This window comes from Arthrobacter sp. lap29, assembly GCF_032458965.1.
Lineage (GTDB): Bacteria > Actinomycetota > Actinomycetes > Actinomycetales > Micrococcaceae > Specibacter > Specibacter psychrochitiniphilus.
Genome location: NZ_JAUCEK010000009.1, coordinates 104,981 through 120,880, shown reverse-complemented (window position 1 = coordinate 120,880; position 15,900 = coordinate 104,981). Strand labels below are relative to the sequence as shown.

Genomic DNA, 15,900 nt, shown 5'->3' with positions numbered 1-15,900 from the left:
CAGCACTGTTTGACGTTTCTTTGCCGGCAATCCCCTATGAACACTACTTGCCCGCTCAAAAACTTGCGGGCCCCATACACTTCAGGCTCCTGCCTCAAAAATTGGGCAGAAAATAAAAGGAGATACCGGAGTGGGGGATGTTTAAATTGTAGGGCATACCCTGGCGCCAGGGTAGCCTAAACGCCCAGAAGCCCCCGTGAGGTTCAGCACACGCAGGTTTCTGACCCTTACGGACCCTGCGGAGGCGCATACGTTAACGCCCGTCAGCCAGCTGCCCCGGCAGCCAGAATCTTAGGGAACCGGGCGTAAAAGTGCTTAGAGAGTGTGAGTTCGCCGAGGACTTCCAGTTCCTGCAGGGTCCGGACGTCCTGGGCGGTGGGGTTGCTAAAGAACTTGCCCACTGTGATGCCGTGGGAGGGGACATGCTCAAGCACAATCTCATCCCCAGCCTGCGCTTTTCCGTGGTCAAGCACCCGCAGGTATGTGCCAATAAGCCCGGCCTGGGTGAACCTCTTGACCCACTGCGGCTCCCCCATGTGTTCGGCGAACGTTGCGCAAGGAACACGCGGACTGGTGACCTCCAACAGTGCTGTGCCAATTCGCCACCGCGTGCCAATCACGGCCTGCGTGGTTTCAACTCCCCGGGTGCGCAGATTTTCGCCAAAGAGCCCGGCCGGGATAGGCCTGCCCAGTTCAGCGCACCAATAATCGGCATCTTCTTGCGAATACGCGTAAATAGCCTGGTCAGGCCCACCGTGATGTTCAGTGTCTCCCACAGCATCGCCAAAGACGCCAAAACGCTTGAACTTCATTGGCCCCTCTGCGGGACGTTTGTCAATGGCTGTCACACCAAAGCCGGTCTTCGTGCTGATCAGCTGGTGGACGCGGCAAATGGCGAGCAGGGACCCGGTACGGGGAGGCAGTGACGTCATGGATTAACCGTAAGCCCACTGCCTAACAAAGCCGCAGTCCAGGCTCCGCGACCACCAGGCTCCGCCAGCACCAGCGCAAGCCGGGACCCCGCCTCGTTCACTAGACGTCAACCAGCGTTGATTCTTCCAGAGCATCCGACTCTGAGGCCCACCGCGGTAGGAACGACGCCGCAATGGCAGCAAGAACCATGCCGCCGGCCATGATCCACATGGTGGAGGTGAAGCCGTCAATGAAGACGCCCGACTGGCTGTGGGCCGAGCTGGCATCAAGCGCATCGAAGAAGATGGTGCCGATGATGGCAACACCTAGGGCGCCAGCGAGCTGGCTGGTGGTGTTGAACAGGCCCGAGGCGCTGCCGGCAAACTTGGTGGGGACCTCGGAGAGCACGAAGATGCCCACGGGCGCCACCACCATACCGAATCCGGCGCCACTGAGAGCAAGGCCGGCAATGAGGTGCCAGGGTGTGACGGTTCCGCCCACGGACTGGACAGTGAAGATGAGCACCACAAAGCCGATGGCCACTACCAGCGGACCCAGCTGCAGCACCACTCGGCCAATCTTCTTGGCGAGAATGGCCGCGGAAATTCCGGCCAACACCGGAACCATGATGGAGAACGGGATCATGGTGAGCCCGGCTTTCAAAATGGGGTATTCAAGACCCAGCTGCAGGAAGAGGGTTTGGATCAGGAAGAAGCCGTTCATGGGGATGAAGAACAAGAACATCATGGCGATGCCAGCGGCGAACGGCCGGCTCTTGAACAGTGAGACGGCCACCAGCGGCTCTCCCCCACGCTTTTCCTCACGGCGCTGCAGCAGCACAAAGCCGGCCAGTACCAGCACGCCAAACACCATCATCAGGAACGTCCACAGCGGCCACCCCTCCTCGCGCCCCATGGTCAGGGGATAGAGAATGGCCAGCATGCCCACCGCCAAAATTACGACGCCGGACAGGTCGAGTTTGTGCCGCACGGGCGCCTTTGACTCGGGGACGAACTTGATTGCACAAATGACAGCGAAGATGCCCACGGGGATGTTCACGAAGAAGATGGTGCGCCAGCCCCAGCCAAAGAGGTCGGCGTCGGTCAGGATGGCTCCGAGGATGGGACCCGATACGGCGGCTACACCGGCAAGGGCAGAAAATCCTGCCATGGCGCCTGCACGCTCCGAGGGTTTGTACATGACCTGCAGGCTGGAGAGCACCTGAGGAATCATGGCCGCCGAGGCGAATCCCTGCAGCGCCCGGGAGGCGATGAGCATCTCCGGGTTCATGGCGGCCCCGCACAGCACGGAGGCCACAGTGAACGCAACCAGACCAATGATGAAGATCTTCTTGCGCCCGTAAATGTCACCCAAGCGCGAGCCCGTGATCAGGCCGATGGCCAGGGCCAGTGTGTAGGAGGCAACCATCCACTGCAGCTCGGAATTTTGGGCGCCCAGGGCGCGCTCAATGTCCGGCAGTGCAACGTTGACAATGGTGGCGTCAAGGAGTTCCATGAACGATGCCATGAAGAGTGAGACTAGGGCGATGGTACGCGCCTTGCCGATGGGAGGAGCAGCGGATTTCATAAGTGTTTCCTTCTGGTGCGTGGTGCAAAGTGTGACGGCGCCGGGTTGACGGCTGGGTTAACGGCTGGGTGGTTACAGGCTGTGTTCGTTGGCATGCGAGAGTGCGGCCAGGGATTCCCGGCTCCAGCTCATGGTGCCCAAATCCAGGCTGCTCAGGACGTCCTCAAGGAAGTGAAGTTCCGTTGCGCGGGTGCGGACAATGAGCTCGGCATCCAGCAGGACCACACGGGGCAGGAAGGCTGAGACGGCGCTCAGCTCTGCTTGGAGTTCGGATGCCTCGACGGCGACGGCGTCCCGGCGAGTGCGCAACAGCCCGGCGAGCTCCTCGGGCTCTAGCACCGGTGCATGAGCCAGCGCCGCATGGAATTCCGGAAAGCCGCGCTTAGGCACGGAGAGCATGTCCGTGAGCCAGTTGCGGGCGGTGGCGCGTCCGGCGTCGGATATTTCATAGACGGAGCGTTCGGGGCGGGAGCCATCACGCTCCACCTCGGCGACCCGGATCAGACCGTCGCGGGTGAGCCGTTCAATGGTGCTGTAAAGGCTGGCGCGTTGGCTGACGTTAACAACCTTGTCCTTGCCACGCAAGGTGATGAGTTGCTGCATGCGGTATGGGTGCATGGGCATTTCCATCAACAGGGCAAGCACGGCAAGTGCCAGGGGCGAACGTTTCGTCATAGTCATAATCTTACTAATGCGATTATGACCATGAGCTACCAAACGGCACATATTTTACTGTGAAGCGCCCCACTCGCGCAGGCTTGCCGGGACTTGTCAGGTAGCTACGGCGCGAATCGGTACCCCATCCCGGCCTCCGTCAACAGATGCACAGGATTGGCGGGGTCGCGCTCTAGCTTGCGCCGCAGCTGCGCCATGTAGACACGCAGGTAGTGGGTTTCCTTGGCATACGCCGGCCCCCACACCTCGGTCAGGATTTGCTGTTGGCTGACCAGCCGCCCGGGATTACGCACCAACAGCTCCAGGACACTCCATTCGGTGGGCGTCATCCGCACCGGCGCACCCCCGCGCTGCACCAGCTTGTTGGCCAGGTCAACAGTGAACTCCGCCGTCTCTACGAGTGGTTCGGCCGCCTGCGGACCTGCCCGGCGGGTGGCCGCGCGCAGCCTCGCCAGCAGTTCATCAAGCCCAAACGGCTTCGTGACGTAATCGTCGGCTCCGGCGTCGAGCGCCTCGACCTTATCGTGCGAACCGTGCCTGGCAGAGAGCACAATAATGGGCACCTCGGTCCAGCCGCGTAGTCCGGCAATCACATCCAGCCCGTCCATGTCGGGAAGCCCCAAATCAAGGACGACGACGTCAATCGCCTGGGTTTGTGCCGCCGCCAATGCAGCGGTTCCGTTAGAGGCCGGAACCACCGTATACCCGTGGGCATGCAGATTGATCTGGAGGGCGCGCAGGATCTGGGGTTCGTCATCGACGATCAAGACTGTGCTCACGGCTGGGCCCTCACTCTTCCGGTGGACAGTGGCATGCGGATGATCATGGTCAATCCGCCGCCGGGAGTTTGTTCGGCTTCTAGGATGCCACCCATGATCTCGGTGAAACCTTTCGCAACGGCCAGCCCCAGCCCCACACCGGTGCCGCCCTGCGGACCGTAAGAGACGTCATCGAGGCGTTGGAAGGGTTTGAACATGGCCATGACATCGGCTGCCGGGACACCCTTGCCATGGTCCACTATGCGCAATTCGCTGGCGGGGTGGCCGTTGATGGTGGCGCTGCCACTGCCGCCAATGGAGCCAAGGACCGTGATGGAAGAGTCCGGAGCATATTTGATGGCGTTTTCAACGATGTTGGCGATCACGCGTTCCAGTAGGCCCGGATCAGCCTCGATGGGTGGCATATTCGCGGGTAGTTCGCTATGGATTCGTTCTTGCGGGAGTCCGTGCAGCGCCGCTGGAAGCACCTCTGTCCAGGTCACGGGTCCACTCACGGGACTGACCATCTCAGCGCTGAGCCGGGACATATCCAACAAGTTTCCAACGAGGGCGTCCATTTTGTCCGTGTAGTGTTCAATGGTTGCCAACAGTTCGGCCTCGTCTGCATCCGAGAACTCCACTTCGGTTTGCCGCAGGCTACTTACGGATAACTTGATGCCGGCCAGCGGGGTGCGCAGATCGTGGGAGACAGCCCGCAGCACGGAGGTGCGGATCTTATTGTCTTGGGATAGTTGGATATTTTCCCGCTGTGTCAGGGTCAACGCTTCCCGTTGCTCCAGCGCCATCAAGTGGGCACCAAAGGCACTGAGCAGCCTGCGGTCACTCGCCGGCAACACCCTCCCGCTGAGCCCCAGCAACCACCGCTCCGAAATTTCTTCAACATTCTCGGCCTCGTTCGGGGTGGCCGGCGGGCTCTCCCCTACTGAGGCCTCCGCCCGCCATGTGGATAAGTCGCTGCCGTTGCCACTAAAGAGCACCACAGATGTCATGGCGAAGTGGTCACGGACCTGCTCCAAGAACACCTGAACGGTGTCTTGAGAGGCCAAGATTCCGCGGGCCAATTCACTCAACGTTGCGGCCTCAGCACCGGCTCGCGTGGCTTCCCGCGAACGCCTGGCTGACTGGTCCACGGCGAGCGCCACGGCCACCGCCACCAGCAAGAAGATAACTAGTGCCAGCAGGTTCTCGGGGTCATTGATGGTCAAGGTTCTCACCGGTGGGGCGGAAAAATAGTTCAACAAGAGCGTGCCCCAAACCGCTGCCACAATGGCTGGCCACAGCCCACCCACAAGCGCCACTGCAATGGTGGCTGCCAGTTGGATGACCATGGTGGTTTGCAGGCTCAGTGGCCCCGTGCCCACTTGCACGGCAATAGGCAGTACAGCGGCCAAAACGAAGCCCAAGACCACCCGTTTTTTGTTAATCTCGCTACGGTTGCGCATGCGCTTGGTGGTGGCGCCCAAGGGGTGCGGGACCATATGGACGTCAATATCGCCGGCGTTACGCACCACCATTGCCCCAATGCCGGGCCGTGCCAAAACGCCCAGCAGTGGCTTGCGCCGGGAGGTTCCAATGACAATTTGGGTTGCGCCCACGTTACGGGCGAATTCGAGCAGGGCTTGTCCGGGGTCATCGCCTCCTACGGAGTGGTAGGTCCCGCCAAGATCGGTGACGAGTTGGCGTTGGGTCTCCAAGGCGGTCGGGGTACTGCCGCTCACTCCGTCCGAGCGGGGCACGTGCACAGCCAGAAGTTGCCCTCCACTGACCCGGCTCAAGATCCGGGCCGCACGGCGCAACAGGACTTCCCCTTCAACACCACCGGTCAAGCCAACAACCACCCGCTCCCTGATGGGCCAGCTGGTCTCAATGCCGTGGCTCTGGCGGTATTGTGCAACACCTTCCTCCACACGGTCCGCCAGCCACAGCAGGGCCAGTTCACGCAGCGCCGTCAGGTTTCCCAGCCGGAAGTAGTTAGCCAGTGCGGCATCGACTTTGTCGCTGGCATAGATTTTTCCCACACTCAGGCGTTGGCGCAGCAGCTCCGGGGCAATATCCACCAGCTCGATCTGTTCGGCCCGGCGCACAATGTCATCGGGGACGGTTTCTTGCTGCCGCACACCGGTGATGGTCTCCACCACGTCCCCCAAGGAGGCAAGGTGCTGAACATTCAGGGTGGAGTAGACATCTATCCCGGCTGCCAGTAACTGTTCAACATCCTGCCAGCGTTTGGAGTTGGCAGATCCTGGCACATTGCTGTGCGCATACTCATCCACCAGCGCCAAGGCTGGACGCCGCGCAAGGAGGGCCGCGACGTCGAGCTCTTGGAAGTCTGCGTCCCGGTAGGGGATGCACACGGTGGGCAACACTTCTAGGTTTCCCACCTGAGCACGTGTTTGGGCCCGGCCGTGGTCCAAAATGATGCCCGCCACCACATCTATCCCTGCCGCGGCTTGGGCGCGGCCTTCCTCCAGCATGGTGTAGGTTTTGCCCACACCGGGTGCCGCGCCCAAGAAAATCCGTAATATGCCCCGTGCCATAGCGCTTATTCTCGCAGTACCTTAGGGATTAGTCCGCGCTTGAAGAAGTGCGGCGTTCAACGTGGTGGTGTTGACCGAGGGCTGGCCTAAGAAACCAAGCAAGGCATTGTTGGTGTTTGCCCTGATAAGTTCACTTACCGTGGACTCCCCTAGCCCTGTTGCTCTAGCCACCCGTGGGCCCTGCAGCTGCGCATAGGCTACGGAAATCTGCGGATCCAATCCGGAGCCGCTGGCCGTCAGTGCATCAAGGGGAATGGTGCCGGGTGTCACTTTTTCCCGGGCAGCCACCTCGGCCCTGTTCGTCTCGATGGCCTCCATCAACGCTGGTTGGTTCGGTCCTAAGTTACTGGCTGAGGAACTCCCCGCATCCCACGCCACAGCGGAGGGCCTGGGGTAGAAGAATTCCTCTCCCGTGACGGGCTGGGCAAGCAGCGAAGACCCGGCAGCTTTCCCATCAACGGAGACGATAGAACCATTGGCTTGGGCCGGGGCAATGAGCTGGCCCAGCCCGAAGACCAGTGCCGGGTAGAGCAAACCCAGGATGACTGTGGTGCATAACAGGAAGCGCAAGGCGGTAAATAGTTGACGTCCGTAGGCGTTCATAGTGCTAACCAATCGTCGAGAAGGCCGAAAGAACAAGGTCAATGAGCTTGATACCGATGAACGGGGCAATCATGCCGCCCAGCCCGTATACCAGTAAGTTCCGAGATAGCGCCTGAGCTGCGGACACCGCCCGGTACTTCACCCCGCGCAGCGCCAGCGGCACCAGCACCACAATGATCAAGGCGTTGAAAATCACGGCGGAGAGAATGGCATTCTGCGGGGAGGACAGTCCCATAATGTTCAGCAGCCCCAGTCCTGGGAACGTGGCCGCGAACAGGGCAGGGACAATGGCGAAGTACTTTGCCACGTCGTTGGCCACCGAGAACGTGGTCAGCGAACCTCGGGTGATAAGCAACGCCTTGCCAATGCCCACAATGTCGATCAGCTTGGTGGGATCGGAATCCAGGTCCACCATGTTGGCCGCTTCCTTGGCCGCACTCGTACCCGAATTCATGGCCACACCCACATCCGCGGCTGCCAAGGCCGGCGCATCATTGGTGCCATCTCCTGTCATCGCCACCAGACGCCCGGACTCCTGCTCCGCTTTGATGACGGCCAGCTTGTCCTCCGGGGTGGCTTCGGCAACAAAGTCATCCACGCCAGCCTCGGCCGCAATGGCCGCTGCCGTGATCTTGTTATCGCCGGTGATCATGATGGTCTTAATGCCCATGGCCCGAAGCTCGGCGAACCGTTCCTTCATACCGGGTTTGACCACATCCGCCAAATGAATAACACCCAAAATTTGGGCGCGCTCGCCGTCGTAGCTGGCCACCAGCAGCGGGGTGCCACCGGTTCCGGAAATATTTTCCACCGCCTGGTGGATTTCCGCCGGCAAGGATCCACCGCGCTCACTGACATAGCGTTCGACGGCGGATCCGGCACCTTTGCGGACCTCCCGGACGGTGCTGCCCGGGTTGGCCAAGTGGCCTACAGGCAGGTTGAGCCCGCTCATACGGGTGGTGGCGCTGAACTCTATAACTTCAACATCGGCACTGAGCGCCTGCATGGCGCCGAGTGCACCAGAGTCAAGCCTTTCAGATCCGCCATCAGTTGGGAAGTCGGCCAGTTCCACAATGGAGCGGCCCTCAGGGGTTTCATCGGCCAAAGAAGATAATCTGGCGGTTTCGATCAGCTGGTTGGCGCTGATGCCGTCAGCCGCAATGAATGCCACGGCCCGGCGGTTTCCGTACGTGATGGTGCCGGTCTTATCCAGCAACAACGTGGTTACGTCCCCGGCTGTTTCCACAGCCCGTCCGGAGGTAGCCAGCACATTGCGCTGGATAAGCCGGTCCATGCCAGCGATGCCAATGGCCGGCACCAATGCCCCAATAGTGGTGGGAATCAGGCAGACCACCAGGGCTACCAAGACCACGGGGCTGGGCAGGGCGTTGGCGAACGCGGACATGGGTGCCAGGGTCATGATGGCCACCACAAACACGATGGTCAGTGAGGCCAACAGCACGTTCAGCGCAATCTCGTTGGGTGTTTTTTGACGGGTGGCCCCCTCGACGAGGGAGATCATCCGGTCCAGGAACGTTTTGCCACTGGCTGCAGTAATACGCACCACAATCCGGTCCGAGAGCACCATGGTCCCGCCCGTGACCGAGCTCCTATCCCCGCCAGATTCGCGGATGACAGGTGCTGATTCGCCCGTAATGGCGGATTCGTCAACGCTGGCCAGGCCTTCGATGACGTCGCCGTCGCTGGGGATCAGTTCCCCGGCAACAACAATCACCACGTCCCCCACCACCAGGTCGGTGCCGGGAACCATTTCTTCGCTGTAGCGCTGCTGAGTATCTGCGAACTGGCCGGCGGGCACCAAGGCCGCACTCCGGCGTCGTGCCATGACTGAGGTGCGGGCTGAACGCAGGCTGTCCGCCTGGGCCTTGCCACGGCCTTCGGCAATGGACTCGGCCAGGTTCCCAAACAGTACAGTCAGCCACAACCAGACTGTGACACTGACAGAAAAAACTACTGTGGAGGACCCCAGGATGAGCTGTTGGATGCTCACAGCTGTGCACAGGATGGACCCGATCAGCACGGTGAACATGACAGGAGAATGGATCATGAGACGCGGGTTGAGTTTGGACAACGCCAAGGGCAGCGCCGCACGGAGAGTGGTTAGATTCATTTGAGCAGTCCTTCGGCAGCCGGGCCCAAGGCGAGCGCCGGGAAGTAAGTGAGTGCGGTGAGGATCAGCACAACTGCGCCAAGTAGCACCGCAAAGAGCGGACCGTGTGTGGCGAGGGTGCCGGCAGTATTGGGGATCTTGCGTTGCTTGGCAAAGGAACCGGCCAGGGCCAGCACCAGGGCGATCGGCAGGAACCGGCCAAAGAACATGGCTAGTGCCAACATTGTGGCCAGCGCCGGACCGGAGCTGGTGATGCCACCAAAGGCGGAACCGTTGTTATTCGCTGCCGAGGTGAAGGCGTACAGTACCTCGCTGAAGCCATGCGGGCCTTGCGCCGGGGCGGCAGCGGCGAGCGCAGGAATCGAGACGGTGATGGCCGTTCCAAGCAGCACCAGTGTTGGGGTGACCAGGATATAAATGGCGACCAGTTTCATTTGCGCGGCGCCCACCTTCTTGCCCAGCATTTCCGGGGTTCGTCCCACCATGAGCCCACCGATGAAGACGGCCACTACTGAGAGCACCAGCAGCCCGTAGAGACCCGAGCCCACGCCGCCAGGAGCAATTTCGCCCAGCATCATGTTCACCATGGCCAGTCCACCTGCCAAGGGCGGCAGGGAATCGTGAGCGGCGTTGACGGCTCCGGTTGAGGTCAGCGTGGTGGCGGTGGCGAACAAAGCAGTTCCGTTGGCACCGAACCGTTGCTCAAGGCCCTCGCCCAGACTGGTTCCGGTCCCGGCGAATGCGGCAAGCGCCCAGCCCATCAGTGCCGTTGATATGATCCAGAACGCGGCCATGACACTAAGAAGCGTGTAGCCCTGGCGTTTGTCACCCACCATCCGCCCGTACATGGCGGGTAAGGAGAACGGAATCAGCAAGATCAAGAACACCTCAAAGAGGTTGCTAAGAGCGTTGGGGTTTTCAAAGGGGTGGGCGGAGTTGGCGTTAAAGTAGCCGCCACCGTTGGTGCCTAGGAGCTTGATAACTTCCTGGGAGGCAACGGGACCGCCGGGAACGGTTTGCTGAGCGCCCGTGACAAGGGTGTGGATGTCGGTGCCGCCCCAGTTTTGCACAACGCCGGTGATGATTAGTACCAGGGCGCCAATGATGCTGATGGGCAGCAGTACCCTCAGGGCCCCGCGGGTTAGATCAACCCAAAAGTTGCCCAGGTTAGAGGTTTGGGCGCGCACCAGCCCTCGGATCAGTGCAACCACGACAGCCAGACCCACGGCGGCGGAGAGAAAGTTCTGCACGGCCAGGCCCAGCATCTGTACCCCGAAGCCCAGGGTGGTTTCCGGTGCGTACGTCTGCCAGTTGGTGTTGGTCACAAACGAGACTGCCGTGTTCATGGCCACCCAGGGATCAACGGAGCCTAGGCCCTGGTTGAAGGGCAGCACACCTTGGAGCAGTTGGAACAAGAACAACACCACGATCGAGACCACACTAAAGGCCAACAGTGAGCGCAGATATACCTTCCAATGTTGGTCTGCTTGAGGATCTACACCTGAGAGTCTGTACAGACCGCGCTCCACGGCCAGGTGCTTGTGGCTGCTAAACGTTGCGGCCAAATATTTGCCCAGTGGTTGATGCAGGGCACCGAGAGCCACTATGAGCACAGCGATTTGGGTGGCCAGCGCGAAAGCGTTAAGTTCCATGGCCGCGTTCACCACTTCTCGGGCCGGATGAGGGCCGTGAGCAGGTACACCAGCAGCCCCAGTCCCACCAGCCCCAAAATAATCCATGTAACCAATTCCACTTTTCAGTTCCCCTTTTGCAGTGTGCGTTGATGTCTGCATCTATCGCACACCCAAGGAACGCTCCCAGCGCCTGTTTTTACGGGTTCTTAACACCGTCCCGAGGATTCTTGACGGCTTCCTGATCATCCCCGCTTTGCAACTGCACCCCATATGCCTAGCAATGGTGCGCAGCTCCAATAGTGGCGCACCATTGCCAGGCAAACGGCACGCACCAGTGGTGGTGAGCTACGCCGAGAACCCGCCGTCAGCCTTAATCAGCTGCCCACTCACCCAGCGCCCGCCCGGGGAGAGCAGAAATGCCACGGTGGGCGCCACATCGGCGGGAGTCCCGAGCCGGCCACCGGGCTGCATCGCAGTGAGACTGTCCTTGGTGGCCGCATCCATCCAGCCGGTGTCCACGGGGCCGGGGTTGAGCACATTGGCACTGATCCTCTGCCCGCCCAACTCCCGTGCGGCAGCAATGACAATCCGGTCCAGAGCCCCCTTCGAGGCGCCGTATGGCAGGTTGAACGCTGTGTGGTCGCTGGTCAGCGCCACGATGGCACCGCCGTCAGCTGTGGCTTGGCGGGCAAATGCCGCAATGACCTGCCAACCGGCCCTTGCATTGACGGCGAAGTGACGCTCAAAACTCTCCAAACTGGTGTCCAGAATCCCGGAATCCACCGACTCGCAGTGTGAGAGCACCAGACCAGCCAACGTCCCCACGTCTTGCGCAATCTGCGCCATGAGAAGCCCGACGGCGGCCGGCTCCCCGAGGTCCGCCGGCAGGGACCACACAGTGGCTCCCGCGGCTTCGAGCTCGGCGGTTAGCGCGGTCACGTCATCGGTCTGGACACCCCAGGGCATGCGTTCGTCGTAAGGCTGCCAGTAGTTCAAGACCAAGTCCCAGCCGTCCGCCGCGAGCACCCGGGCAATGGCTGCACCAATCCCGGCGGTTCGGCCAACACCGGTAATGAGCGCTGTTTTCCTTTTCATCCCGATAGCCTACGCTGGCTGCGGTGTGCCCCGGCGTGTGCGAAAACAAACGCGATAGCTTGTAAGTAGTCCACTATTGGTATGCGAAAGGCAGTCATGAGCAGCTCACAGCCCACCCCCAACCCCGGTTTCGTCCCTGGCCGTGTGACGCGCAGAGCTGCCGCTCCCGCAGGGAAACCAGGCTCGGTTCCGGTGCGGCCCGCCACAGGAGTTGGGGCCGGGAAAGCTGGGAAGGCTGGGCAGAGGCCTGTTCCCGCCGCGGCGAAGAAGCCGGATACGGCGTCCATCAGTGCCGCCATCCGCACGGCCGCTGAAGCTGCGAAGAAACGTGTCCTGGCAATCACCAACGCCCATGTGGTGCCGGTGGAAGGCGAGCCTTTTGATGGCACCTTATTAGTTGAGGGCGGGAAGATTTTGGCCTTGGGCGCCTCCCTCCAGGTGCCAGAAGGCGCCGATGTGGTGGACGCCAAGGGCCAGTGGCTGCTGCCCGGCTTTATCGATGCGCATGTGCATCTGGGCATGGACCCCGAAGGCGAGCTGGGCGCCACAAGTGACGTCAATGAGATGACCAACCCCGTCATGGCAGGAGTCCGCGCCGTTGACGCCGTGGATCCCTTTGACCCAGGCTTTGATGACGCTCTAGCCGGTGGCATCACCACCGTGAACGTGAACCCGGGCTCCGGCAATCCGATTGGCGGACTAGCCGTGGCCCTCCACACGCATGGGCGTTACATTGAGGAAATGGTGCTGCGCTCCCCCAGCGGCCTGAAATCTGCGCTCGGGGAAAATCCCAAGGGCGTGTACGGGGAGAAGAAACAGACTCCCTCCACCCGGTTGGGTACGGCGTTGGTCATCAGGCAGGCGTTTATGGAGGCGCAGAACTGGCTGGCCAAGCCGGAACCGCGCCCCCGCGACGCCCACCTAGAGGCCTTGGCCATGGTGCTGCGCCGCGAGATTCCTTGGCGTCAACATTGCCACCGCACGGACGACGTTGCCACCGCGATCCGGCTGGCCGATGAGTTCGGCTACGAACTTGTCATTGACCATGGCACCGAGGCGCATATTTTGGCTGACGTGTTAGCCGCCCGCGGTACGCCCGTGTTGATTGGCCCGTTGTTCACCAGCAAGTCCAAACCGGAATTGCGCGCCCGCTCCCTTGCCAATCCGGGAAAGCTGGCGGAGGCTGGCGTGGAGATTTCCATCATTACCGACCACCCCGTGGTCCCCATCAACTTTTTGGTCCACCAAGCCACCTTTGCGGTGCGTGAGGGCCTGGACCGTGTCACCGCACTGCGAGCCATCACTATCAACCCGGCGCGCGTGTTGGGCTTGGCGGACCGGATCGGCTCGCTGAAGGTGGGCAAGGACGCGGACCTGGTGCTGTGGAGCGGTGACCCCTTGGACGTCATGGCGCGTGCCACGGCCGTGTTCATTGCCGGTAAACCCGTCTACACGTACGACGCCGTCACCCGGGTAGCTGCCGTGGCCTCCCGCGGGTAGCCGGAGCTGTAGGAGACGGCAGAGCTGTAGGGGACAGCAAACCTCTTAGGTCAGCAAAAAGCGCTGGCCCACACCCCAGGACGGGTGCGGGCCAGCGCTTTTTTACTGGGCCTGTGCCCGTTCTGGCACTTAGGCCGGCAGGTTCAGGACTGCACCGGTGAAGATCAGGTCGGGGTGGATCACAGTGTCCACATTGGCCTGGTACAGCTCTTCCCAACCGCCGGTGATATTCAACTTCTCGGCGATGATGCTGAGGGTATCGCCGGATTCAATGGTGTAGGTCTCACCGCTGAGCGCCACCTGGGCTACGGGTGCCTGCTCAAGGGGAGCCTGTTCCAGGGGTGCCTGCTGAAGTGGAGCCTGTTCCACCGGGGCCTGCTCAAGTGGTGCCTGCTCTACCGGGGCTTGCTGCAGGGGTGCAACGTCGGAGGATTGCGCGGCCACCGGAGCAGGGGCTGGCGGCACGGCTGCGGGCGAATACGCCGCTCCGCCGCCTCCGCTCAGACCAAGCTGGGCGGCGCACGCGGGCCATGCGCCCCAGCCTTGGCCGGCCTGTACGTTTTCGGCAACCGCAATCTGCTGCTCCCGGGAAGCACTTTCCGGAGCGCCTGAACCACCAAAGGCGGCCCAAGTACTAGGTGTGAACTGCAGCCCACCGGAGAAACCGTTGCCGGTATTGATGGCCCAGTTGCCACCGCTTTCACACTGTGCCAAGGCATCCCAAGTACTGCCGTCAGCAGCGTTCGCACCTGTTCCAGCTATGGCCAAACCACCGCCGGCAATGGCGCCAACGGCGAGCACACGGGCAATGTTGCGAGTAATTTTAGTATTCTTCATCGATGCGTTCTCCCGAAGGCCACCTGCGCTCCACCCGTCCCCGGACATCTACACGCCACCGTCCAACCTATAAATATGGAGGTTGTTTCCGTAGCCTTCCGCATGACGGTGTGCGGTGTAGGAAGGCCCGGGCAATCGTGGGGGCAAAGCTGCCACCCGCCCCGTAGGGCATAACCCACCATAAAACGATATGCAATCGATACGCAAATCAGGAAACTGTTACCTTTTCGACATACTTTCCCGCAGATAGTTAGTGTATTCAGGGATTCAACTCCTCTTGGCTGCCTGTGCCTGCCTGCCGATCATCCCGCCCACAACGGCAGAAACGCTCCCACACTTTTTAGGTGCGGGAGCGTCCCTGAATTAAGCCCCTAACCTGCGGGACCGTCTGGTGTGGTGGCTAGCGGACGGTGGCTAGCGGCTATCCCAGCGTGTTCAGTGCCTGCTCCAGGTCTGCGAGCAGGTCCTCGATGTCTTCTATTCCCACCGAGAGACGGATCAAGTTCACGGGCACTGCCAGCTCGGTGCCCTTGACGGAGGCGTGCGTCATCTCGGACGGGTAGTTCATCAGCGATTCAATACCGCCTAAGGACTCCGCGAGGGTGAACACGCGGGTAGCTTCGGCCACCTTCCGGGCCGCAGCTTCCCCACCCTTGAACTGCACTGAGATCATGCCGCCAAAACCCCGCATCTGCTGCGCTGCCAGCTCGTGTCCTGGATGTGAGGCCAGGCCCGGGTACAGCACGCGTTCAACCTCAGCCCGGGTGAGCAGCCATTCGGCAATGCTCTGGGCGTTGGAGCAGTGCCGGTCCATGCGCACACCGAGCGTCTTGAGTCCGCGCGTGGTCAACCACGCCTCCATCGGCGCGGAAACCGCACCTACCGCGAACTGCACAAAGCCGATCTTCTCGGCGGCCTCAGGATCGGAAAGAATGATGGCCCCGCCGGAAGCGTCCGAGTGCCCACCAATGTACTTCGTGGTGGAATGCACCACGATGTCTGCGCCCAGTGCCAGCGGATTTTGCAAGTAGGGGGACGCGAAGGTGTTATCCACCACCAGCAGCGCTCCGGCCTCGTGGGCCACCTGCGCAAGCGCGGCAATATCGGTGATTTTCATCATCGGGTTCGACGGCGTCTCCACCCAGATCATCTTCGTCGCACCTTCGGGGCCGCCGGCGGCAACAGCGCCAGCCAGCGCCCCGGCGTCGGACATGTCAACAGCAGCGTTGCTGATGCCCCACACGGACAGGACCTTGTTGATGAGCCGGTAGGTGCCGCCGTAGACGTCGTTGCCCATGACGATGTGATCCCCCGGTACCAGCAGTGCCCGGATCAGGGCGTCCTCGGCGGCCAATCCCGAGGCGAAGCTGAACGCGAACTCCCCGCCCTCCAGTGCTGCGAGCTGGGCCTGGAGCGCGTCACGGGTGGGGTTGGTGCCGCGGCCGTATTCATAACCATTGCGCAGCTTGCCGATCCCGTCCTGGGCGAACGTGGTGGTTTGGTACAGCGGCGGGATGACGGCGCCCGTGGTGGGATCGGGGGTCTGTCCGGCGTGGACGGCGCGGGTGTTGAAGCCTTCAGTCATGGTCTTGTTCCTTCGTCTGGAAATG

13 protein-coding genes are annotated in these 15,900 nt (G+C 61.4%); 1 reads left to right on the top strand and 12 read right to left on the bottom strand.

All coding sequences use genetic code 11. The annotated features are described in order from the left end of the window. Positions 1-263: 263 nt before the first annotated feature. The 10 genes from RY113_RS15195 to RY113_RS15150 all read right to left on the bottom strand — a co-directional run bounded on the left by RY113_RS15195 (position 264) and on the right by RY113_RS15150 (position 11,953). Positions 264-932 carry an MOSC domain-containing protein gene (locus tag RY113_RS15195; protein WP_315915237.1) on the bottom strand — a complete coding sequence of 223 codons (669 nt, stop codon included), beginning with the start codon at positions 930-932 and terminating at the stop codon, positions 264-266. Between the two features lie 100 nt (positions 933-1,032). After that, positions 1,033-2,499, bottom strand: a complete 1,467-nt coding sequence (locus tag RY113_RS15190) for an MFS transporter (protein WP_315915236.1) — start codon at positions 2,497-2,499, stop codon at positions 1,033-1,035. Positions 2,500-2,571: 72 nt separating this feature from the next. Further along, positions 2,572-3,174 (bottom strand): PadR family transcriptional regulator, encoded by a 603-nt coding sequence (locus RY113_RS15185; RefSeq protein WP_315915235.1) that lies wholly within the window; start codon positions 3,172-3,174, stop codon positions 2,572-2,574. A gap of 104 nt (positions 3,175-3,278) precedes the next feature. Further along, positions 3,279-3,953 (bottom strand): response regulator, encoded by a 675-nt coding sequence (locus RY113_RS15180; protein WP_110105493.1) that lies wholly within the window; start codon positions 3,951-3,953, stop codon positions 3,279-3,281. Then, complete coding sequence (locus tag RY113_RS15175; RefSeq protein ID WP_315915233.1) at positions 3,950-6,490, bottom strand: DUF4118 domain-containing protein; 2,541 nt, start codon at positions 6,488-6,490, stop codon at positions 3,950-3,952. Before RY113_RS15175 ends, RY113_RS15180 begins: the two co-directional genes overlap by 4 nt. Positions 6,491-6,511: 21 nt before the next feature. After that, positions 6,512-7,093, bottom strand: a complete 582-nt coding sequence (gene kdpC, locus RY113_RS15170; RefSeq protein WP_315915232.1) for a potassium-transporting ATPase subunit KdpC — start codon at positions 7,091-7,093, stop codon at positions 6,512-6,514. A 4-nt stretch (positions 7,094-7,097) separates the two neighbouring features. Continuing rightward, the gene (gene kdpB, locus RY113_RS15165) at positions 7,098-9,224 is read right to left on the bottom strand and encodes a potassium-transporting ATPase subunit KdpB (RefSeq protein WP_315915231.1); all 2,127 of its coding nucleotides are present in this window, start codon (positions 9,222-9,224) and stop codon (positions 7,098-7,100) included. Then, positions 9,221-10,876, bottom strand: coding sequence for a potassium-transporting ATPase subunit KdpA (gene kdpA, locus RY113_RS15160; RefSeq protein WP_315915230.1), 1,656 nt, complete (start codon positions 10,874-10,876; stop codon positions 9,221-9,223). The genes kdpB and kdpA overlap by 4 nt, the downstream gene beginning before the upstream one ends. An 8-nt stretch (positions 10,877-10,884) precedes the next feature. Next, positions 10,885-10,977: a K(+)-transporting ATPase subunit F gene (gene kdpF / locus RY113_RS15155; RefSeq protein WP_315915229.1), complete on the bottom strand. Its 93-nt coding sequence runs from the start codon at positions 10,975-10,977 to the stop codon at positions 10,885-10,887. Positions 10,978-11,203: 226 nt separating this feature from the next. Further along, positions 11,204-11,953: an SDR family oxidoreductase gene (locus RY113_RS15150; RefSeq protein WP_315915228.1), complete on the bottom strand. Its 750-nt coding sequence runs from the start codon at positions 11,951-11,953 to the stop codon at positions 11,204-11,206. Between the two features lie 96 nt (positions 11,954-12,049). On the opposite strand from RY113_RS15150, the gene RY113_RS15145 reads away from it, so the two are divergent. After that, the gene (locus RY113_RS15145) at positions 12,050-13,453 is read left to right on the top strand and encodes an amidohydrolase (RefSeq protein WP_315915227.1); all 1,404 of its coding nucleotides are present in this window, start codon (positions 12,050-12,052) and stop codon (positions 13,451-13,453) included. A 129-nt stretch (positions 13,454-13,582) separates the two neighbouring features. Here RY113_RS15145 and RY113_RS15140 read toward each other — a convergent pair whose 3' ends face one another. Beyond that, the gene (locus tag RY113_RS15140; protein WP_315915226.1) at positions 13,583-14,290 is read right to left on the bottom strand and encodes a transglycosylase family protein; all 708 of its coding nucleotides are present in this window, start codon (positions 14,288-14,290) and stop codon (positions 13,583-13,585) included. Positions 14,291-14,711: 421 nt separating this feature from the next. Then, positions 14,712-15,899, bottom strand: coding sequence for a cystathionine gamma-synthase (locus RY113_RS15135; RefSeq protein ID WP_315915312.1), 1,188 nt, complete (start codon positions 15,897-15,899; stop codon positions 14,712-14,714). Position 15,900 lies beyond the last annotated feature (1 nt).